This is a genomic window from Metapseudomonas otitidis (genome assembly GCF_900111835.1).
GTDB classification, from domain to species: Bacteria; Pseudomonadota; Gammaproteobacteria; order Pseudomonadales; family Pseudomonadaceae; genus Metapseudomonas; species Metapseudomonas otitidis.
The window spans coordinates 216,527-236,489 of sequence record NZ_FOJP01000003.1 but is presented as its reverse complement, the minus strand read 5'-3'; the positions used below and the strand labels follow the sequence as shown (position 1 = coordinate 236,489).

General features: G+C 67.0%; 17 protein-coding genes. 11 read left to right on the top strand and 6 right to left on the bottom strand.

Annotated elements, in window-relative coordinates:
- Positions 1-35: 35 nt before the first annotated feature.
- Both BM198_RS05440 and BM198_RS05435 read right to left on the bottom strand, forming a co-directional pair.
- A complete protein-coding gene (locus BM198_RS05440) occupies positions 36-707 on the bottom strand; it encodes a TIGR04211 family SH3 domain-containing protein (protein WP_074968395.1) in 672 nt (223 codons plus the stop codon).
- 210 nt (positions 708-917) lie between these two features.
- Entirely contained in the window at positions 918-1,439 is a 522-nt protein-coding gene (locus BM198_RS05435) for a GNAT family N-acetyltransferase (protein ID WP_074968393.1), read from the bottom strand.
- Between the two features lie 308 nt (positions 1,440-1,747).
- Between BM198_RS05435 and BM198_RS05430 the strand changes: the two genes are divergently transcribed.
- Positions 1,748-2,833 carry a polyamine ABC transporter substrate-binding protein gene (locus BM198_RS05430; protein ID WP_044408495.1) on the top strand — a complete coding sequence of 362 codons (1,086 nt, stop codon included), beginning with the start codon at positions 1,748-1,750 and terminating at the stop codon, positions 2,831-2,833.
- Positions 2,834-2,899: 66 nt separating this feature from the next.
- Here the strand turns inward: BM198_RS05430 and BM198_RS05425 are convergent, their stop codons facing one another.
- Positions 2,900-4,642 (bottom strand): amidohydrolase, encoded by a 1,743-nt coding sequence (locus BM198_RS05425; RefSeq protein WP_074968391.1) that lies wholly within the window; start codon positions 4,640-4,642, stop codon positions 2,900-2,902.
- A 106-nt stretch (positions 4,643-4,748) separates the two neighbouring features.
- Here BM198_RS05425 and BM198_RS05420 point away from each other — a divergent pair, with 106 nt between their 5' ends.
- On the top strand, positions 4,749-5,663 hold the full coding sequence (locus tag BM198_RS05420; protein WP_074968388.1) for a LysR family transcriptional regulator: 915 nt from the start codon (positions 4,749-4,751) through the stop codon (positions 5,661-5,663).
- 128 nt (positions 5,664-5,791) lie between these two features.
- Here the strand turns inward: BM198_RS05420 and BM198_RS05415 are convergent, their stop codons facing one another.
- Positions 5,792-6,535 carry a TorF family putative porin gene (locus BM198_RS05415; protein WP_074968386.1) on the bottom strand — a complete coding sequence of 248 codons (744 nt, stop codon included), beginning with the start codon at positions 6,533-6,535 and terminating at the stop codon, positions 5,792-5,794.
- Positions 6,536-6,636: 101 nt separating this feature from the next.
- A complete protein-coding gene (locus tag BM198_RS05410; RefSeq protein WP_074968383.1) occupies positions 6,637-8,379 on the bottom strand; it encodes an amidohydrolase in 1,743 nt (580 codons plus the stop codon).
- Between the two features lie 106 nt (positions 8,380-8,485).
- On the opposite strand from BM198_RS05410, the gene BM198_RS05405 reads away from it, so the two are divergent.
- Both BM198_RS05405 and aceK read left to right on the top strand, forming a co-directional pair.
- Complete coding sequence (locus tag BM198_RS05405; protein WP_074968381.1) at positions 8,486-9,400, top strand: LysR family transcriptional regulator; 915 nt, start codon at positions 8,486-8,488, stop codon at positions 9,398-9,400.
- A gap of 113 nt (positions 9,401-9,513) precedes the next feature.
- Positions 9,514-11,244 carry a bifunctional isocitrate dehydrogenase kinase/phosphatase gene (gene aceK / locus BM198_RS05400; protein WP_074968379.1) on the top strand — a complete coding sequence of 577 codons (1,731 nt, stop codon included), beginning with the start codon at positions 9,514-9,516 and terminating at the stop codon, positions 11,242-11,244.
- A gap of 427 nt (positions 11,245-11,671) precedes the next feature.
- Here aceK and sohB read toward each other — a convergent pair whose 3' ends face one another.
- Positions 11,672-12,697, bottom strand: coding sequence for a protease SohB (gene sohB, locus BM198_RS05395; RefSeq protein WP_074968377.1), 1,026 nt, complete (start codon positions 12,695-12,697; stop codon positions 11,672-11,674).
- A gap of 210 nt (positions 12,698-12,907) precedes the next feature.
- Between sohB and BM198_RS05390 the strand changes: the two genes are divergently transcribed.
- The 7 genes from BM198_RS05390 to BM198_RS05360 all read left to right on the top strand — a co-directional run bounded on the left by BM198_RS05390 (position 12,908) and on the right by BM198_RS05360 (position 19,896).
- Positions 12,908-13,618, top strand: coding sequence for a histidine phosphatase family protein (locus BM198_RS05390; RefSeq protein ID WP_074968375.1), 711 nt, complete (start codon positions 12,908-12,910; stop codon positions 13,616-13,618).
- 56 nt (positions 13,619-13,674) lie between these two features.
- The gene (locus BM198_RS05385; protein ID WP_021221784.1) at positions 13,675-13,989 is read left to right on the top strand and encodes an SCP2 sterol-binding domain-containing protein; all 315 of its coding nucleotides are present in this window, start codon (positions 13,675-13,677) and stop codon (positions 13,987-13,989) included.
- Between the two features lie 209 nt (positions 13,990-14,198).
- Positions 14,199-15,269 carry a phosphotransferase family protein gene (locus tag BM198_RS05380; protein WP_044408457.1) on the top strand — a complete coding sequence of 357 codons (1,071 nt, stop codon included), beginning with the start codon at positions 14,199-14,201 and terminating at the stop codon, positions 15,267-15,269.
- A gap of 24 nt (positions 15,270-15,293) precedes the next feature.
- Entirely contained in the window at positions 15,294-16,061 is a 768-nt protein-coding gene (locus BM198_RS05375) for an SDR family oxidoreductase (protein ID WP_044408455.1), read from the top strand.
- 153 nt (positions 16,062-16,214) lie between these two features.
- Positions 16,215-17,234 (top strand): AraC family transcriptional regulator, encoded by a 1,020-nt coding sequence (locus BM198_RS05370; protein WP_074968373.1) that lies wholly within the window; start codon positions 16,215-16,217, stop codon positions 17,232-17,234.
- Positions 17,235-17,770: 536 nt separating this feature from the next.
- Complete coding sequence (locus BM198_RS05365; protein WP_069566285.1) at positions 17,771-18,811, top strand: histone deacetylase family protein; 1,041 nt, start codon at positions 17,771-17,773, stop codon at positions 18,809-18,811.
- Positions 18,808-19,896: an extracellular solute-binding protein gene (locus BM198_RS05360; protein WP_044408445.1), complete on the top strand. Its 1,089-nt coding sequence runs from the start codon at positions 18,808-18,810 to the stop codon at positions 19,894-19,896. Before BM198_RS05365 ends, BM198_RS05360 begins: the two co-directional genes overlap by 4 nt.
- The last annotated feature ends 67 nt before the right edge of the window (positions 19,897-19,963 follow it).

Below are 19,963 nucleotides of genomic sequence, written 5' to 3'. Positions count from 1 at the left end.
CCAGCGGCCCGGATGGACTCGGGCCAACACCCGCCTCAGATCCACTGGTCGTTGCGCTTGCGCCTGACCCGCAGCAGCGTCGGCAGCACCAGCCCGGCCAGGAGGCCGGCGCCGGCAATGCTCCCGCCGTACACCATGTAGCGCATCAGCACCTGCTTGTTCTCATCCCCCAGCTGCGCCTGGGCCTCGCGCAGGTCCGAACGGGCCTGGCTCAGCTCGCTGTCCAGCGAGGCGCGGGCCGCCTGGAGCTCGTCGATCAGCGCCTTGCGTGAATCCAGCGTTTCCTGCATGCCTTGCACCCGCTGCTTCCAGGTGTCGTCGATGCCGGCCAGCTGCGTGCTCAGCTCGGCGACCTTCTGTTCCAGCTGTGGCAGCCGCTCGGCCTGGCCGGGCACCTCCTGCAGGTCGCGGCTGGGAATCCACACGGCGCTGCCGTTCTCCCCGCGTACCTGGCTGTAGTCGCCCTGGGTCGAGAGCAGCTCCACCTTCTGCCCCGAGGTCAGCGTACCGACGATGCGGTAGCCATCGGTGGGGCCGCTGCGGACGTAGGTGGTCAGGCTGTCGCTGATCCAGCGGACGTTGCCGGCTTTCTCCTCCTCGGCCAGGGCGGCACTGCCGGCCAGCAGCAGACCGGTGGCCAGGCTGGCGCCGAGCAGGCGCGGGGAGAGCAGGGAGCGGAAGGCGAACGGGGGACGGGGTCGGGACATGGCGCAATCTTCATAGGGTGATGGACGGGCCCGCCGGGCGGGCATGACGGAAGCCGGCTCCCTGTCGCGGGAGAGCCGCGTCCGGATGGCCCATGGCCATGCCGTCCACCCGGCGAGCCGACAGCGAACTGACAGCTCGCGACCCACCGGAGTTCACTCAGGGCCGGAAAGCGAGACGAGTGGCCCCGTCGTTCCAGCCCCGTCCGTGACTCAATGAGTGGCCTGCACCACCCGGTAGTTCAGCAGCAGCGGCTCGTCCGCCAGCTCGAGCTGTTGAACCGCGCGGGGCAGGTCCTGCAGCACGGCCTGCCAGAAGGCGAGGGCGGTGGCATCGTCCTGGTAGAAGCGCACCAGCCAATCGCGCTCCCCGCTGGTCAGCACCTGGCTGACTAGTGCGCGCCCCAGGCCCTGGCGCCGGTACTTCTTGAGGATGAACAGGTCCGCCAGCTCCAGCGCGTCCATCCCCGGTAGCTCGCTGGCCTCCACCAGCAGGAACCCGGCGATGAAACCGTCCACCAGCAGCAGGTTGGCGCTCCAGTCGGGCTCCTGCCAGTAGCGCACCAGGTGCTCCTCATGGAGGTAGAAGCGGCCGTCGGCCTCCACGTCCTCCTGCTCCCAGTCCGAGGACTCATAGGCATAGAACTGGTAGAGGTTGCGGATCAGGTCGGCCTGGTCCGGGCCGGTCTGGACCAGCTCGACGACAGGGGCGGAGAAGGGCGGCAGGTCGCGCATCGGGCACTCGTGGCAGTGAAGGCGGGGTGCGTATTTTCGTCGCGGTCGAGCCGGCGGTAAACGCCCGAATCGCCGCAGGGCGCGGCGTCGGCCCGGCCGGGGTATCGCGGCCCGCGCGCCAGGCTGCCGGCAAGTACTTGTAGGCCGCCCGCGCCAGTCGCATTCTTGCCAGCGGGCCCGCAGGGAAGGATGGGCCCCGCGCAGACATTGTCTCGTCCCCATCCTGCGGATGAAGCTGGCGACACGCCGGTATCGTTCTACGCTTGCGGTGCCTCGTTCACCCTTTCTACAGCCAGGAAATAACCACAATGAGACGTTCCTTCGCGCCCATGCTCCTGACCCTCGCCGTATCCGGTGTGGCCCAGGCAGCGGATACGGTGAAGATCTACAACTGGACCGACTACATCGCCCCCGACACTGTCGCCAACTTCACCAAGGAGACCGGCATCAAGGCCGTCTACGACGTGTACGACAGCAACGAGACGCTCGACGGCAAGTTGATGACCGGCAAATCCGGCTACGACATCGTGGTGCCCTCCAACCACTTCATGGCCAAGCAGATTCAGGCCGGCGCCCTGAAGAAGCTGGACAAGTCCCAGCTGCCCAACTGGAAGAACCTCAACCCGGTGCTGATGAAGGCACTGGAAGTGAACGACCCGGGCAACGAGCACGGCTTCCCCTACATGTGGGGCAGCACCGGCATCGGCTACAACCCCGCCAAGGTCAAGGCCGTGCTGGGCGACAACGCCCCGCTGGACTCCTGGGACCTGATCTTCAAGCCCGAGTACATGGAGAAGCTCGCCAAGTGCGGCGTTGCCATCCTCGACAACGGCCCCGAGCTGCTGCCCATCACCCTCAACTACCTCGGCCTGCCGCACCACAGCCAGAAGGCCGATGACTACAAGACCGCCCAGGCCGCGCTGCTCAAAGTGCGCCCCTACGTGCGTTACTTCCACTCCTCCAAGTACGTGGGCGACCTGGCCAACGGCGAGATCTGCGTGGCCGTCGGCTTCTCCGGCGACATCCTCCAGGCTGCCACCCGCGCCAAGGAGGCCGGCAACGGCGTCGAGGTGAAGTACTCGATTCCCAAGGAAGGCTCGCCCATGTGGTTCGACATGGTGGCCATGCCCGCCGACGCCCCGAACGAGAAGGCCGGCTACGCCTTCATGAACTACCTGCTGCGCCCCGAAGTGATCGCCGGCGTGAGCAACTACGTGAAGTACGCCAACGGCAACAGCGCCTCCGATGCCCAGGTGAACCCGGACATCAAGGCCGACCCGACCATCTACCCGCCGGAAGAGGTCATGGCCAAGCTGTTCGCCCTCGAAGCCATGCCCATGAAGCTCGACCGCATCCGCACCCGCGTGTGGAGCACGGTGAAGACCGGCAAGTAAGCCGCAACCGAACCCGAAACGCCCCGGCTTGCCGGGGCGTTTTCGTTGGGCTGAATCTTCTCGTCCCTAGAGGGCGGCCTCGAAGACTTCACGGCCGGCGAACCAGGTCTTCAGCACCTGGGTGTCGCGCAGGGCCTCGGGCTCCACCTGGAACACGTCGCGGTCCAGCAGGATCAGGTCGGCCTGCTTGCCGGGGGCCAGCGAGCCGATCTGCTGGTCCAGGCCGATGGTGCGCGCGGCGTTGAGGGTGTAGGCCTGGAACATGGTCTCCCGGTCGATTGCCTCGCCCGGGTTGAGCACGCCCTTGGGCCCCTTGCGGCTGACGGCCTGGTAGATCGCCTTCCAGGGTTGCGGCGTGCTCACCGGCCAGTCGCTGGCGCCGGCGAGGGTGGCGCCGTTCTTCAGCAGCGAGCGGGCCGGGTACTGGTATTGGAAGGCCATGGCGCTGATGTAGGGCTGCACCAGATCGAGGGTCGCGTCATCGGCGCTGGCCCAGTAGAGCTGCATGGAGGCGATCACGTCGAGCGGCTTGAAGCGGGCGAACTCCTTGGGGTTGACCATCTGCAGGTGGGTGATGGAGTGGGGGATGCCGCTGTGCCGGTCGCGGCGTGCCTGCTCGATGCCGTTGAGGGATTCGCGCACCGCGCGGTCACCGATGGCGTGCACGTGCACCAGCCAGCCACGGGCGTCCGCCGCACTGACCAGCTCGCCGAAGTGCGCCGGGTCGATCAGCAGCTCGCCGTACTTTTTGGAATTCTTGTAGGGCTCCAACAGGGCGGCGGTCTGCGCCGGGTACTCAGGCACGCCGTCGGCGAAGATCTTGATCCCCGGCAGGCTCAGGTTGGGGATGCCCTGGAACTGCCGGCGCACCTGGTCGAGGGTGTCCAGGTCGGCCGGGCGGCTCTTCGGGTGGGCCACCAGCAGCGCGGCGACGTGGGCGGTCAGCTCACCTTTCTCGGCCATCGCCTTGTACACCGGCAGGATGCCGAGGGTCTGGGCGGTGGGCTTGAAGTCGAACAATGGCTCGCCGGGGGCGGCGTTGGCGGCCGGGTCCATCCAGGCGGTGATGCCCAGGCTGAGGTTGTAGCGCAGGGCCGCGCGGCCGGCCTCCAGCAACTGCCCGGGGGTCGCTTTCGGGTATTGCGCCAGCACCGGGTCGAGGCCAGCGTCGGCGAGGAAACCGTTGGGGCGCATGTCTTCGTGGTGGCCGACGGTGGCCAGCTGTTCGCCCTTTAGGGCTTTCACCGTGTCGGCATCGATGCCGGCGCGTTTCAGCATGGCCTGGTTGACCCAGCCGGTGTGCTGGTCCCAGCCGATGAAGGCGATGGGCACGTCCTTCCATTCCTCCTGGTTGAAGCGTCGCTCGAACTCCGCCACCTGGCTCCAGTAGGCCGAGGGAAGGCCGCCGACGCTGAGGATGTCGCCCTGGCGCGCCTTGCCGTCGTCGCGCCACTGGCGCAGGCGCCGCTCCAGTTCGTCCATGGGCAGGAGCTGGGTGTCGACGGTGGCCGACGCCAGTTCCAGGCCCCCCATGACCGCATGGGAGTGGGAGTCGACGAAACCGGGCATCAGCACCTTGCCGCCCAGGTCGACGATGCGTGTGCCGGCCTCCTTGAGGCGCAGCATGTCGGCGTCGCTGCCCACCGCACGGATCTTGCCGTCCTCCACGGCCACGGCCTGCTGCAGGGGGTGGCCGGGTTCGGCGGTGTAGACCTTGGCGTTGTGCAGGATCAGGTCCACCGCCGCCATGCTTTCCATGGAGGCACAGATGAGGGCGGTGGCCAGGAGGGTGGGGGCGAGGCGTTTCATCGGTGGGTTCCGGTTCTTGTTGGTCTGGCGCTGAGCCTAACCAAGCCGGCGCAGCGGCAGAATGCTATGTTCGCGCACAACTTCTATGCCGGATCGGAACAGGTCGATGGACAAGCTCAGTGCCCTCTCGATGTTTATCGCCACCGCTGATCACGGCAGCTTCAGCCGCGCAGCCGAGCACCTGGGCAAGACGCCCTCGGCGCTGACCAAGGCGGTGGGCCACCTGGAATCCGAACTGGGAGTGCGCCTGTTCGAGCGCACCACCCGGCGCATGGCGCTGACCGAGGCCGGGCACATCTACCTGGAAGGTGCGCGCCAGGCACTGATGCAACTGCAACTGGCCGGCGAGGAAGTGGACCAGCTGCAGCACGCGTTGCGCGGCACCCTGCGCCTCACCGCACCGCCGTCCTTCGGCCCGGCCTTCCTAAACGAGGTCTGCTGCCGCTACATGGACGCCCATCCCCAGGTGCGCCTGGAAGTGGACCTCAACGACGCCTTCGTCGACCTGATCGACGGTGGCTACGACCTGGCCCTGCGCGACGGCCCCACCGACCTGCCGGGGCTGATCGCCAGGCCCCTGGCCGATAACCGCGTCTACCTGTGCTGCACCCCGGGCTACCTGGAGCGCAAGGGCATGGGGGTGACCCTGGAGAACTTCCAGCAGCACGACTGGCTGATCTTCCAGCACCCCATGCTCAACCGGCACTTCTGGTGGCTGCGGCTGGGCGAGGAGCGCATCCGCCTGGCCCATCCGGTGGCGCACCTGGCCAGCGACAACTACGACTTCCTGCTCGCCTGCCTGCTGCGCGGCCACGGCCTGCAGCCGCTCCCACGCTGGAGCGCCAAGCCGTACCTGGCCAGCGGCCAACTGGTGCGGGTGATGCCCGAGTACCTGCTGGAGCCCGATGTCTTCGGCCCCTGGGTGCATGTGCTCTACCTCTCCCACCGCCGCCGTACCCGCAAGGTCCGGGCGTTCATCGAGATGCTGGAGGCGTATATGCAGGAGCAGGGGATCGCTTGATGGCCGGTGTCGGGCCATCGCGAATGAGTTCGCTCCCACCCGTAGGATGGGTAGAGCGCAGCGAAACCCATGCTGTCGTTGGGCCCGCTGCGCGTGCCTTGGCGAATGAATTCGCCCCTACAGGGCCGTCAGAACGTCTTGCTGACGCTCGCCACCACCGTTGCGCTGCAGGTGTCGGTGAAGCCGTAGTTGCTGGCGCACTGGCTTTCCGAGAGGTCGGTGTCTACGTAGGCGAGGCCCCAGGTGACGCCGAGGAAGTCACGGGTCAGCTTGGCTTCCCACTCGCGGTACGACTCGCTGCCGGTGCCGCTGCGGGACCACAGCAGCGGGTCCTTGAAGTCCATACGCCCGTAGCGCAGCTCCAGGCCGACATCGAGAGGCAGCCGGGTTTCGTAGCCGACCCTGGTGTAGAGGGTGTCCTGGTCCTCGCCGATGGCGTTCGGCGCATCGGCCGAATAGTAGGCGGCAGCCTTGAAACCGTAGGCATCGAGCACGGCGTACACCTCGCTCTGGTTGAACTGGCTTTCCTTCGGGTAGGCGTACTTGATCACGCCCAGGTCGAGGCTTACGTCGTCCGTGGCCTGCCAGTACCAGCCGGCGTAGTAGTCCACCTCCTGGCGGGTCTTGAGGCCGAAGCCGTAGTCGACGTTGGAGGTCCAGGCGCCGGTGTAGAGGCCGCTGGCATGCAGCAGCGTGGCGCCGGCCTGGGCGGCCGGGTCGCCCTGGGTTTGCGAGATGCCTCGGGTGCGGTAGTCGCTGGTCAGTTTGAGGTCGATCTCGACGGCCAGGTCCTCGCTGATCGGCAAGGCGGCCTGGCTGCACAGCGGGGCCAGCGCGAGGCCGGCGAGGAGGAGGGTGGTGGAACGCTTCATGGTGGATTCCCGATCTTGTGGTTGTTATGGGCAGATGAAGGGCAAGGCTTCGCCCGACCCCCGTGCAGCGGGAGCCAGGCATCAGCGGTGGAGCGGTGTTGTTATCGGGCGGCGGTGTAGACCTCGCGGCCGCCGAACCAGGTCTTCAGCACCCGGGTTTCGGCCAGGGCCTTGGCGTCCACGGTGAACACGTCGCGGTCGAGGAGGATGAAGTCGGCCTGCTTGCCGGCGGCCAGCGAGCCGATGCGCTGCTCCTGGCCGATGGCACGGGCGGCGTTGAGGGTGTAGGCGTAGAACATCGTCTCCCGGTCCAGGCGCTCATCGGCATTGAGCACGCCTTTCTCGCCCTCGCGGGTCACCGCCTGGGCCATGGCGGCCCAGGGGTTGGGCGAGGACACGGGCCAGTCGCTGGCACCGGCGAGGGTCGCCCCCTGCTTCAGCAGCGAGTGCGCCGGGTACTGGTAGCGGAAGGCGAAGGCGCTGACGTAGGGCTTGACCATGTCCAGCGTGTAGTCGTCCCCGGCGGCCCAGAGCAACTGCATGGAGGCGATCACGTCGAGCGGCTTGAAGCGCGCGAACTCCCTGGGGTTCACCAGCTGCAGGTGGGTGATCGAGTGGGTGATGCCACTCTGCCGGTCTCGGCGTGCCTGCTCGATGCCATTGAGCGCCTCGCGCACCGCACGGTCGCCGATGGCGTGGATGTGTACGAGCCAGCCGCGTGCATCCGCCGCGCTGACCAGCTCGCCGAAGTGCGCCGGGTCGATCAGCAGCTCGCCCTGCTTGTGGCTGTTGCTGTACGGGTCGATCAGCGCCGCGCTCTGTGCCGGGTACTCCAGCACGCCGTCGGCGAAGACCTTGATCCCCGGCAGGCTCAGGTTGTCGATGCCCTGGAACTGCTGGCGCACCTTGTCCAGGGTGTCCAGGTCGGCGGGGCGGCTCTTCGGGTGGGCCACCAGCAGCGCGGCGACGTGGGCGGTCAGCTCGCCCTTGTCCGCCAGGGCCTTGTACACCGGCAGTACGCCGACGGACTTCTCCGTGGGCTTCAGGGCGAACAGCGGCTCACCCGGGGCACCGTTGGCGGCCGGGTCCATCCAGGCGGTCACGCCCAGGCTGTTGAAGGTGTTCACGGCGTTCTCGCCCGCCCGCAGCAGGGTCGCGGCCTCCAGCGGTGGCAGTACGGCGGCCACGCGGTCCCAGCCGGCGTCCACCAGGAAGCCGTTGGGCGCGCCGTCCTTGCCCAGGCCGATGGTGCCGCGCTCGGCCTCGGGCAGGCTGGCCAGCAGCTTGGCGTCGATGCCGGCGCGCTGGCGCATGGCGGCGTTGGCCCAGGCGGTGTGGTGGTCGCTGCCGACGAAGACGATGGGCACCCCGGCCCACTCGCCCCGGTCGAAGCGCTGGCCCAACGCATCGGCCTGGGCCCAGTAGGCCGAGGTCATCCCGCCCACGTAGAGCGCATCGCCCCGGCGCGCAGTGCCATCGTCACGCCAGGCCCGCAGGCGTTTCTCCAGCTCGTCCAGGCTCACCTGCTCATCGCCCATGTTGGCGGTGGACATCTCCAGGCCGCCGAAGATGGCGTGGGCGTGGGTGTCGATCAGCCCCGGCATCAGCGCCTTGCCGCCCAGGTCGATGCGCTGGGTGCCGGCGTCCGCCAGGGCACTGATTTCCGCATCGCTGCCCACCGCCAGCACCTTGCCGTTCTCCACGGCGATGGCCTGCACCATCGGCCGCGCCTTGTCGGCGGTGAAGACCTTGCCGTTGAGCAGCACCATGTCGGCGCCGGCCATGGCTTCCCACGAGGCAAAAGCCAGTGCCGTGGCCAGGAGTCGAGGAACGAAGATTTTCACGGGAGCCCCCTTGTTTTTGTAGGTGTGGCGGCGAGACTAGCGGCTCGTTCCGCCGTGGATAACGGCGAGGTCACGCAAAACGCTTTTGCCCCGTTGGAAAAGTCCCATGGATAAGCTCGGTGCCATCACGATGTTCGTCGCCACTGCCGACCACGGCAGTTTCAGCCGGGCGGCCGAGCACCTGGGCAAGACCCCCTCGGCCCTGACCAAGGCCGTCAGCCACCTGGAAGCGGAACTGGGCGCGCGCCTGTTCGAGCGCAGCACCCGGCGCATCGTGCTCACCGAGGCCGGGCGGCTCTATCTGGAAACGGCGCGGCAGCTGCTGCAGCGCCTGCACGATGTCGGCGAAGAGATCGGCCAGCTGCAACACGGGCTCAAGGGCAGCCTGCGGATGACCGCGCCGCTGGCCTTCAGCCGCGCTTTCCTCGACGAGGTGTGTGCCGGCTTCCTCGCCAGCTACCCGCAGATCACCCTGCGGGTGGACCTGACCGACACCTTCGTCGACCTGGTGGAGGCCGGTTACGACCTGGCCCTGCGCGAAGGCCCCTGCGACCTGCCGGGGCTCATCGCCCGCCCGGTCGGGCGCAACCGCATCGCCCTCTGCGCCAGCCCCGACTACGTGGCGCGGCGCGGCCCCTTCAGCCTGGACGCCATCGACGCCCACGACTGGCTCAGCTACCGCCACCCGGCCCTGAGCCGGCAGTTCTGGTGGGTCGAGCGTGATGGCCAGCGCACCCGCCTGCTGCACCCGAGCGTGTCGCGGCTGGAGAGCGACAACTACGACCTGCTGCTGGCCAACGCCCTGGCAGGCATGGGGGTGATCCACGCGCCGCTGTGGAGCGCCGCTCCCTACCTGGCCGACGGGCGCCTGGTGAACCTGCTGCCGGATCACGAGATCGACCCGGATGCCTTCGGCGACCGCATCCTCGCCGTCTACCCCAGTCACCGCCGGGCCACCGGCAAGGTGCTGGCCTTCATCGACTACCTGGCGGCCTACCTGCGCGACCGCGGGCTGGCCTGAGCCCCCTTCGCCTGGCTGCAACGCGACCCGCGAGTCAGTCCGGGGCGGCGCTTTTTTTCGGCCCGGCCTGTGGCTAAGCTCGCTGTTCCGACACCACAGCCGAGTGTGAGTCCATGACGCAGCAATGGCCGGCCGCCGACATCGCGCGCCTGATCCTCGAAGGGTTCGACGACTACCGGGAGCACTTCCGCCAGATCACCGACGGCGCGCGCAGCCGTTTCGAGCAGGCCCAGTGGCAGGAGATCCAGGGCGCCGCCGCGGCACGCATCGCCCTCTACGAAGACAAGGTCAGCGAAGTCAGCGAACGCCTGCGCAGCACCTTCGACGACGAGGTGCTGCTGGACGTGCAGCTCTGGCCGCTGGTCAAGAGCGCCTACATCAAGCAGATCGACCTGCGCCTGGACGACGAACTGGCCGAGACCTGGTTCAACTCCATCTTCTGCAGCCTCTTCAGCCACGACCTGATCAGCGACGGCTGCATGTTCATCCACACCACGCGGCCCTCCCTGCGCAGCCAGGAGCGTGCCCCGCAGACCCGCAGCTACCACCCGCGCGGTGATCTGCGCGAAGTGCTGCGCGAGGTCTTCGCCGACTACTGCTTCGACGTGCCCTTCGAGGACATGGAGCGCGACCTCGACCGCCTGGTGGAGCAGTTGCGCGAGAGCCTGCCCGACTGGGTCATCAAGGACCCGGAGCTGTGCATCGAGCTGTTCTCCTCCACCCTCTACCGCAACAAGGGCGCCTACCTGGTGGGCCGCATCTACAACCGTGACGAGCAGTGGCCGCTGGTGGTGGCGCTGCTGCACCGCGAGGGGAGGGGCATCCAGGCCGACGCGCTGATCACCGACGAGGCGGAGGTGTCGATCATCTTCTCCTTCACCCGCTCCTACTTCATGGTGGACGTGGCCGTGCCGGCGGAGTTCGTCGGCTTCCTCAAGCGCATCCTGCCGGGCAAGCACATCGCCGAGCTGTACACCTCTATCGGCTTCTACAAGCACGGCAAGTCGGAGTTCTACCGGGCGCTGATCAACCACCTGGCCAACACCGACGACCGCTTCGTGATGGCGCCGGGTGTGCGCGGCATGGTGATGAGCGTGTTCACGCTGCCGGGCTTCAACACGGTGTTCAAGATCATCAAGGACCGCTTCGCCCACGCCAAGACGGTGGACCGCAACACCGTGATCGAGAAGTACCGGCTGGTGAAGAACGTCGACCGCGTCGGGCGCATGGCCGACACCCAGGAGTTCGCCGACTTCCGCTTCCCCCGCGCCAAGTTCGACCCGGACTGCCTTGCCGAACTGCTGGAGGTGGCGCCCTCCACCGTGGCGCTGGAAGGCGACACCGTGCTCATCCGCCACTGCTGGACCGAGCGCCGCATGACCCCGCTGAACATCTACCTGGAGAACGCCAGCGAACCCCAGGTGCTGGAGGCGCTGGACGACTACGGGCTGGCCATCAAGCAGCTGGCCGCGGCCAACATCTTCCCCGGTGACATGCTGCTGAAGAACTTCGGCGTCACCCGCCACGGGCGGGTGGTGTTCTACGACTACGACGAGATCGGCTACCTGACGGAGATGAACTTCCGCGTCATCCCGCCGCCGCGCTACCCCGAGGACGAGATGGCCGCCGAGCCCTGGTACTCGGTGGCGCCGAACGACGTCTTCCCCGAGGAGTTCCCGCGCTTCCTGTTCGCCGACATCGGCCAGCGGCGGCTGTTCAACAAGCTGCATGGTGAGCTGTATGACGCGGCGTACTGGAAGTCCCTGCAGGAGGCCATCCGGGCGGGCAAGGTGATCGACGTGTTCCCGTATCGGCGCAAGGGGCGGGATGACACGATCCAGTGATCTGCTGGGCGGCGGCAGTCGCTTAGCCAAGTTGATTGCCGCGTTTTGCTGACAGCCTTTGTTTCGCCTTGCCTGGCGAGTTTCTTTTTTCAGTCGCCAAAAAAGAAACCAAAAAGGCTCGCCCCTGCATGCGGGTTTGGCTGCGCCAAACTTCCCTCGCTTCATCATCGCGTCGGGGAGCGTCGCGACAGGCCATCCATGGCCTGGCGCTCCTTTCGCGGCATCCATGCCGCTCAATCCCCTTTGCAATGACTCCGCTCGGCCTCCTGAAGGGGCAATTTCCCCCGCCCCACCCAATGTGAGCACCCAGCGCAATGCTATGCGCAGCCACCACGGTGAAGGAGGTGTGGCACTTAGATGATGCAGGCGCTCATAAAAAACGCCGCGATCAACGCGGCGTTCTTCATTCAGGCGGGGAGGGCAGGGTTCACTGCCAGAAGCGCTGCTGCTGCAGGCGGCCCCACCAGTTCATCAGCAGGCGATCCACGCTGGCGCTGGCAGCGATGCCGAAACGCTCCGGCAGGCTCTTCTTCTCCACGTAGCTGAGCAGGAACAGCTCCGACTCGCGGGCGCGCTCGGCCAGGTACTCGTCGCTGGTGCGCAGGTCGTCCACCAGCGCCTTCTCGCGGGCGGCGGTGCCCAGCCAGACCTCGCCGGTCGCCACGTCCTCGATGGCCAGCTGCGGGCGGTACTGCGCCACGTAGTCCTTGAAGCGGTCGTGGATGCTCTCCAGGTCTTCCTGGAACTTCTCCCGACCCTTCTCGGTGTTCTCGCCGAACACGGTGAGGGTGCGCTTGTACTCGCCGGCGGTGAGCACTTCGTAGTCCACGTCGTGCTTCTTCAGCAGGCGGTGCACGTTGGGCAACTGGGCCACCACGCCGATGGAGCCGATCAGCGCGAAGGGCGCCGCCAGGATGCGGTCCCCCACGCAGGCCATCATGTAGCCGCCGCTGGCCGCCACCTTGTCCACGCACACCGTCAGCGGCACGCCGGCCTGGCGGATGCGCGCCAGCTGCGAGGCGGCCAGGCCGTAGCTGTGCACCATGCCGCCGCCGCTTTCCAGGCGCAGCACCACCTCGTCCTTGGGCGTGGCCAGGGTCAGCAGGGCGGTGATCTCGTGGCGCAGCTGGTCGGCGGCGGAGGCCTTGATGTCGCCGTCGAAGTCCAGCACGAACACTCGGGGCTTGGCCTGGGGATTCTTGCGCGCGGCCTTCTCCGCCTTGGCTTCGGCCTTGCGTTGGGCCTTGAGCGCGTCCTTGTCCAGCAGGCTCTGCTCCAGGCGCTCGCGCAGGCCTTTATAGAAGTCGTTGAGCTTGGTCACTTCCAGGTGGCCACCGCCACCACGACGGCCCCGGCCACGCAGTGCGGCAAGCATCACCAGAACGATCAGGATGGCCACCACCACGGTGACCGTCTTGGCGAGAAAGCCCGCGTAATCGGCTAGGAACTCCACATAACCCCCTTCAGGAATCGACACGCGCCCCGTCTGCGGGCGCGAAAACCGGCCAAGCATACCCGCCCCGCGCAGGGCTCCACCAGCAACTGAAAAACGGCGTCATAAACAGCGGGAATGCATTCAAACAAGCGTATGTTTTTTCGTTGACAGCCCCTGTGCTTCCCCATAACCTCGCGAAACTTTCAACGTCCCGGGACGGCAGCGTACGTGGGCAGCATCTACCTGATCCGACATGGCCAGGCCTCTTTCGGCGCCGATAACTACGACGTGCTTTCCAGCGTCGGAGTTCGCCAGGCCGAAGTCCTCGGCGAGCACTTCGCCCGCCTCGGCGTGCGCCTGGATCGATGCGTCGCCGGCAGCCTCCAGCGCCAGCGCCACACCGCCGAATCCGCCCTGGAGCGCCTGCGGGTTGCCGGCCTGGCCGCACCCGAGGTGGACGTCGACCCCGCCTTCAATGAATTCGATGCCGATGCGGTGATCCGCGCCCTGCTGCCCAGCGTGCTGGAGCAGGAGCCCGAGGCGCTGCACATCATGCGCAACGCCGCGCAGAACCGCGCCGAGTTCCAGCGGCTATTCTCCAGCCTGGTATTGCGCTGGGTGGCCGGCGACTACGACGCCCCGCAGCTGCAGAGCTGGGTCGATTTCGTCGACCAGGTGCGCGGCGGTCTGGAGCGGGTGCTGGAGCGGGCGGACAGCAAGCAGAACATCGCCGTGTTCACCTCCGGCGGCACCATCACCGCGTTGCTCCACATGGTGGCCGGCGTGCCGGCCGACCGGGCGTTCGAGCTCAACTGGCAGATCGTCAATACTTCCCTCTCGCGCCTGAAGTTCCGGGGGCGGGATGTGGCGCTGGCTTCCTTCAACAGTCATGTGCATCTGGAGCTGTTGAGGGCGCCGGAACTCATCACCTACCGATGAGCCCGGCCCACCGGCCGCAAGGCCGTTATAAAACCTGAAAAACAAAGGATCGAACCATGACCACCGTTGCTGACATCGTCAAAAACATGCAGTCCAAGTTCAACGCCGGTGCTGCCGCTGGCCTGGACCTGGTATTCCAGTTCAACATCGAAGACGGCGACAACCACTACCTGGTCGTCAAGGACGGCACCTGCGACGTACAGCAGGGCGATGCCCCGAACCCCAACGTCACCCTGATCATGAGCACCGAGACCCTGGTCGGCATCATGACCGGTGAAACCGACGGCATGCAGGCCTTCATGGGCGGCAAGCTGCGCGCCGAAGGCGACATGATGCTCGCCATGAAGCTCGGCGAGCTGTTCCCGGTCTGATCGGCGAGGCCGAACCGGAAACACCCGAAACCGGAGTCCCTGGGCTCCGGTTTTTTTTCGCCCGGAAGGCTCTGCACCGGGCCAATCAGGCAGCCTGATCGAGTGGCAACACGCCTGCCTATAACGGTTGTTCGTGCTTGAGGCGCCCACTCGGCGGCATTAGGCTTGCGAATAATCATGGGTCCTAATCATAAGTAGAAGGGATAAGCATGACGCTTACAGATCAGTCCACCCGCATCCGCGACGGCGAAGAGCTCGATGCCGCGGCCATCGACCCGTATCTCAAGGCGCACATCCCCGGGCTCAGCGGCACCCCGCGCATCAGCCAGTTCCCCGGCGGCGCCTCGAACCTGACCTACCTGCTGGAATACCCCGAACAGGAGTTCGTCCTGCGTCGCCCGCCGTTCGGGCACAAGGCCAAGTCCGCCCATGACATGGGCCGCGAATTCCGCATCCTCAACCAGCTCAATGCCGGCTTCCCGTACTGCCCGAAGGCCTACGTGCACTGCACCGACGATTCGGTGATCGGCGCCGAGTTCTACGTGATGGAGCGGGTCAAGGGCGTGATCCTGCGGGCTGATGCGCCGGCCGAGCTGGGCCTGGACGAAACCCGTGCCCGCGCTCTGTGCAAGACCTTCATCGACCGCTTCGTCGAACTGCACAACGTCGACTACAACGCCTGCGGCCTGGGCGACCTCGGCAAGCCCGACGGCTACGTGCGCCGCCAGATCGAAGGCTGGAGCGACCGCTACGAGAAGGCCATGACGCCCGACGCACCCACCTGGGAGGCGGTTCGCGCCTGGCTCAAGGACAAGATGCCCGCCGACCACGGCAAGCCCGGCATCGTCCACAACGACTACCGCTTCGACAACGTCATCCTCGACCCCAGCGACCCGCTGAAGATCATCGGCGTGCTGGACTGGGAGCTGACCACCATCGGCGACCCGCTGATGGACCTGGGCAACACCCTGGCCTACTGGATCGAAGCCAAGGACCCGGCCCCGGTGCAGCTCATGCGCCGCCAGCCCAGCCACCTGCCGGGCATGCTCACCCGCCGCGAGTTCGCTGACTACTACGCCGAGCGCGCCGGCCTGCCGCCCATCGACAACCTGGACTTCTACTACACCTACGGCCTGTTCCGCCTGGCCGGCATCGTCCAGCAGATCTACTACCGCTTCTTCCACGGCCAGACCCAGGACAAGCGCTTCGCCCAGTTCATCCACATGAACAAGCTGCTGGAGCAGATGAGCCTCCAGGTGATCGGCCAATCCCGGCTGTAACCGGACCACTACAAGGGGAACCCCATGTCCAAGACCCAACTGTTCGACCTCGACGGCAAGATCGCCTTCGTTTCCGGCGCCAGCCGCGGCATCGGCGAAGCCATCGCCAAGCTGCTGGCCCAGCAGGGCGCCCACGTGATCGTCTCCAGCCGCAAGATCGACGGCTGCCAGGCCGTGGCCGATGCCATCGTCGCCGAGGGTGGCAAGGCCACCGCCATCGCCTGCCACATCGGCGAAATGGAGCAGATCCAGAACGTCTTCGCGCAGATCCGCGAGCAGTTCGGTCGCCTGGACATCCTCGTCAACAACGCCGCCACCAACCCGCAGTTCTGCAACGTCCTGGACACCGACCTGTCGGCCTTCCAGAAGACCGTCGACGTCAACATCCGCGGCTACTACTTCATGTCCATCGAAGGCGGCAAGCTGATGAAGCAGAACGGTGGCGGCAGCATCATCAACGTCGCCTCTATCAACGGCGTATCCCCCGGCGAGTTCCAGGGCATCTACTCCGTCACCAAGGCCGCCGTCATCAGCATGACCAAGGTGTTCGCCAAGGAATGCGCCCAGTACGGCATCCGCTGCAACGCCCTGCTGCCGGGCCTGACCGACACCAAGTTCGCCTCGGCGCTGACCAAGAACGACGCCATCCTCAACGTCGCCCTGCAGCGCATCCCGCTCAAGCGCGTGGCTGACCCGAGCGAAATGGCCGGCGCCGTGCTCTACCTCGCCAGTGCAGCCTCCAGCTACACCACCGGCGTGGCCCTGAACGTGGACGGTGGCTTCCTGTCCTGACCCCCGCCCGGTCCGCCAGAAGAGGGAGCCACCAGGCTCCCTTTTTCGTGGCCGGCCCTTTGACTTGCCCGGCGAAAACGCATACAGAACAGCGCCAGCCCACCTGGAATGCCTGCATGCCGTACGCCCACCCGCCCCGCGAAACCTGATGCCATGGCCGAGACCCTCTTCTCCCGCGCCAGCTGGCTCAACTCCCTGCACATGTCCACCCTCACCGTCGCCTGCATGGCCGAGCGCGGCGTGGCGGCCGACGCCGTGCTGGAGGGCAGCGGCATCACCGTCGACGACCTGCGCGACCTGCGTCGGCTGATCAACCCCGGGCAGGAGCAGCAGGTGTTCGCCAACGCCGTGCGCCTGGCCGGCTCGCCCGCCCTCGGGCTGGAGCTGGGGCAGCGCACCCGCATCTCCGCCTATGGCCTGCTGGGCTACGCACTGCTCTCCGCCCCGACCCTCGGCGACGCCTTGCGCATCGGCCTCGGCTACCCCGTGCTGCTCGGCACCTACTTCCACCTGCGCCTGGAGCGCGAAGGCGAGCTGGCCTGGCTGCTGGCCAGCGGCTACGGCGAGGACGAAGCCCTGCGCCCGTTCAACACCGAGCTGTGCCTGGGTTCGTTGCGGGTCATCTGCGCCGACCTGCTCGGGCAGCCGCTGCCTGTGTCCGCCCTGGAGCTGGACTACCCCGAACCGGCTGGAGCCGCGCCCTATTACCGCCGCGTATTCGAACGCGCCCCGCGCTTCGCCCGTGGTCGCAGCGGGTTCGGCTTCCCCGCCGCCTGGCTCGACCGGCCGCTGCCCCTGGCCGACCCGGTCACCCACAGCGAAATGCTCGAACAGTGCCGCCGGCAGAACGCCGAATTCGCCGACCGCCGCGCCTGGCTGGAGCGGGTGCGCGACCTCCTGGCCCAGCGCCTCGCCACCCCGCCCGGGCTCGACGAGCTCGCCCGCGCCATGAACACCTCCACCCGCAGCCTGCGCCGCCACCTCGCCCAGCAGCAGACCAGCTACCAGCAGCTGCTCGACGAATTGCGCTTCGAACGGGCCAAGGCCCTGTTGCGCGAAGGGGACCTGCCCATCTACCGCATCGCCGAAATCCTCGGCTTCAGCGAAACCGCCAGCCTCCGCCACGCCTTCCAGCGCTGGAGCGGCCAGACACCCAGCCACTTCCGAGGCTGACGACTCACGACCCAGCCGGCGGTGGGGCTACGACGGCAACCGTAGGATGGGCTGAGCTATACGAAGCCCATCATTGGCCGGGCGACGCGGGCTCGATGCGGTTCGCCGAGCTCACCGCATCCTACGGATGCGACCGTGCGTGGATCGCGTTTCATCGATCCACCGCCGGAACCATGCCGAAGGCCACACGCGCCGAGGTACGGGGAGGGTGTGGGAGCGGTTTCAACCGCGAAGAGCGTCGCGAATGAATTCGCTCCCACGGGGTGCTGCCCGGTGGGCTGAAGCCCACCCTACATGGCCGTCACGTATGGGCATCGATGCGGTTCGCCGAGCTCACCGCATCCTACGGACGCGACCGTGGCGTAGGGTGGATCACGCTTCATCGATCCACGCGGTGACGATATATCCGACCTGACGTGGCCAGCCATGTTGGCCATTTCGATCCCCTATTGGCCGTTACCCCCACTGCTCAAAGTGGGGGCGGCGGCCGAGAATCGGGCTCACCAACAACAAGAACCCCGATGAGGTACGCCCCCATGCTGACCGTGTACAGCGACGATCATCGCCTCCACTTCGGCCAGTCCGAACTGGTCGACGGCAAGCTCCAGCCCTGTTTCGAAATGCCCAGCCGCGCCGACACCGTGCTCGCCCGCGTGCGCCAGCAGGCGCTGGGCGAGGTGATCGAGCCGCGCGACTTCGGCCTCGACCCCATCCTCCGTGTGCATGACGCCGGCTACGTGAAGTTCCTTCAGGGCGCCTGGGCCCGCTGGGAGGCCGAAGGCCACAGCGGCGACCTGGTCTCCACCACCTTCCCGGCCCGTCGCCTGCGTCGCGACGGCCCCATCCCCACCGCACTGATGGGCGAGCTGGGCCACTACAGCTTCGACACCGAAGCGCCCATCACCCCCGGCACCTGGCAGGCCGTGTACAGCTCCGCCCAGGTGGCGCTGACCGCCCAGGACCACATGCGCCAGGGCGCCCGCACCGCCTTCGCCCTGTGCCGTCCGCCGGGCCACCACGCTGGCAGCGACTTCATGGGGGGCTACTGCTTCTTCAACAACGCCGCCATCGTCACCCAGGCCTTCCTCGACCAGGGCGCCAAGCGGGTCGCCATCCTCGACGTGGACTACCACCACGGCAACGGCACCCAGGAGCTGTTCTACACCCGCAACGACGTGCTGTTCGCCTCCATCCACGGCGACCCGCTGGTGGAGTACCCCTACTTCCTCGGCCATGCCGACGAGCGCGGCGAGGGCGCGGGGGAGGGCTTCAACGTCAACTACCCGCTGCCCCATGGCACCGCCTGGGATGGTTGGTCCGCCGCGCTGGAGGATGCCTGCCAGCGCATCGCCGCCTACGCCCCGGACGCACTGGTGATCTCCCTCGGCGTGGACACCTACAAGGACGACCCCATCTCCCAGTTCAAGCTGGATTCGCCGGACTACCTGCGCATGGGCCAGCGCATCGCGGCCCTCGGCCTGCCGACGCTGTTCATCATGGAAGGCGGCTACGCCGTCGAGGCCATCGGCGTCAACGCGGTGAACGTGCTGCAGGGCTACGAAGGGGCTGCCCGATGAGCGCCCGCCTGCTGCTCGCCGGCGCCCTCCTGGGCGCCTCGCTGAATGCCGTGGCCGCCGAGCCGGTGGTGCGCATCTACAACTGGTTCGACTACATCGCCCCCGACACCCTGGAGAACTTCCACAAGGCCAGCGGCATCCAGCCCAAGTACGACGTCTACGACAGCAACGAGGTGCTGGAGGCCAAGCTGCTGTCCGGCCACTCCGGCTATGACCTGGTGGTACCCAGCGACGGCTTCCTGCCCAACTACATGAAGGCCGGCGTGTTCCAGCCCCTGGACAAGAGCAAGCTGCCCAACTGGAAGAACCTCAACCCGGCGCTGCTCAAGGTGCTGGCCGCCAAGGACCCGGGCAACCAGTACGTGATGCCCTACATGTGGGGCACCAACGGCATCGCCTACAACGTCGACAAGGTGAAGGCGGTGCTCGGCGATAACGCCCCGGTGGACTCCTGGGACCTGATCTTCAACCCCGACAACCTGGCCAAGCTCAAGCAGTGCGGCGTGGCCTTCCTCGACTCGCCCACCGAGGTGATTCCCGAGGTGCTGCACTACCTGGGCCTGCCGCCCAACAGCCGCAACCCGGAGGACTACAAGAAGGCCGAAGCGCTGCTGGAGAAGCTGCGCCCGAGCGTGCGCTACTTCAGCTCCTCCAAGTTCGTCAGCGACCTGGCCAACGGCGAGGTGTGCGTGGCCCTGGCCTGGTCCGGCGGCGCCATGCAGGCCGCCGCCCGCGCCCGCGAGGCCGGCAACGGGGTGAAGGTGGAGTACCGCATTCCCAAGGAAGGCACCGCCGCCTGGTTCGACGTCCTGGCCATCCCCAAGGACGCGCAGAACGTCGAGCAGGCCCACGCCTTCCTCAACTACCTGCTGCAGCCGGAAGTGGTGGCGCCGATCTCCGACCACGTGGCCTACGCCAACCCCAACCAGGCTGCCGACGCGCTCACATCGGCCGAGCTGCGGGACAACCCCAACGTGTACCCGCCGGCCGAGGTGCAGGCCAAGCTGTTCTCCGTGGAGATGCTGCCGCCGAAGATGGAGCGCATCCGCACGCGGACCTGGACCAAGATCAAGACCGGGACCTGAGCAGGGCAGTGCTGTGCAAAAGGGCCGCCATGCGGCCCTTTTCATTCGGTGAGTGGTTGATTCGCGG

Excerpts from the sequence above, each read along its gene's own strand:
- aceK (WP_074968379.1), top strand. The coding sequence starts at position 9,514 with ATGACGCAGCAATGGCCGGCCGCCGACATCGCGCGCCTGATCCTCGAA.
- BM198_RS05365 (WP_069566285.1), top strand. The coding sequence starts at position 17,771 with ATGCTGACCGTGTACAGCGACGATCATCGCCTCCACTTCGGCCAGTCC.
- BM198_RS05385 (WP_021221784.1), top strand. The coding sequence starts at position 13,675 with ATGACCACCGTTGCTGACATCGTCAAAAACATGCAGTCCAAGTTCAAC.
- BM198_RS05360 (WP_044408445.1), top strand. The coding sequence starts at position 18,808 with ATGAGCGCCCGCCTGCTGCTCGCCGGCGCCCTCCTGGGCGCCTCGCTG.
- BM198_RS05425 (WP_074968391.1), bottom strand. The coding sequence starts at position 4,642 with ATGAAACGCCTCGCCCCCACCCTCCTGGCCACCGCCCTCATCTGTGCC.
- BM198_RS05405 (WP_074968381.1), top strand. The coding sequence starts at position 8,486 with ATGGATAAGCTCGGTGCCATCACGATGTTCGTCGCCACTGCCGACCAC.
- BM198_RS05370 (WP_074968373.1), top strand. The coding sequence starts at position 16,215 with ATGGCCGAGACCCTCTTCTCCCGCGCCAGCTGGCTCAACTCCCTGCAC.
- BM198_RS05430 (WP_044408495.1), top strand. The coding sequence starts at position 1,748 with ATGAGACGTTCCTTCGCGCCCATGCTCCTGACCCTCGCCGTATCCGGT.
- BM198_RS05375 (WP_044408455.1), top strand. The coding sequence starts at position 15,294 with ATGTCCAAGACCCAACTGTTCGACCTCGACGGCAAGATCGCCTTCGTT.
- BM198_RS05380 (WP_044408457.1), top strand. The coding sequence starts at position 14,199 with ATGACGCTTACAGATCAGTCCACCCGCATCCGCGACGGCGAAGAGCTC.
- BM198_RS05435 (WP_074968393.1), bottom strand. The coding sequence starts at position 1,439 with ATGCGCGACCTGCCGCCCTTCTCCGCCCCTGTCGTCGAGCTGGTCCAG.
- BM198_RS05440 (WP_074968395.1), bottom strand. The coding sequence starts at position 707 with ATGTCCCGACCCCGTCCCCCGTTCGCCTTCCGCTCCCTGCTCTCCCCG.
- BM198_RS05415 (WP_074968386.1), bottom strand. The coding sequence starts at position 6,535 with ATGAAGCGTTCCACCACCCTCCTCCTCGCCGGCCTCGCGCTGGCCCCG.
- BM198_RS05420 (WP_074968388.1), top strand. The coding sequence starts at position 4,749 with ATGGACAAGCTCAGTGCCCTCTCGATGTTTATCGCCACCGCTGATCAC.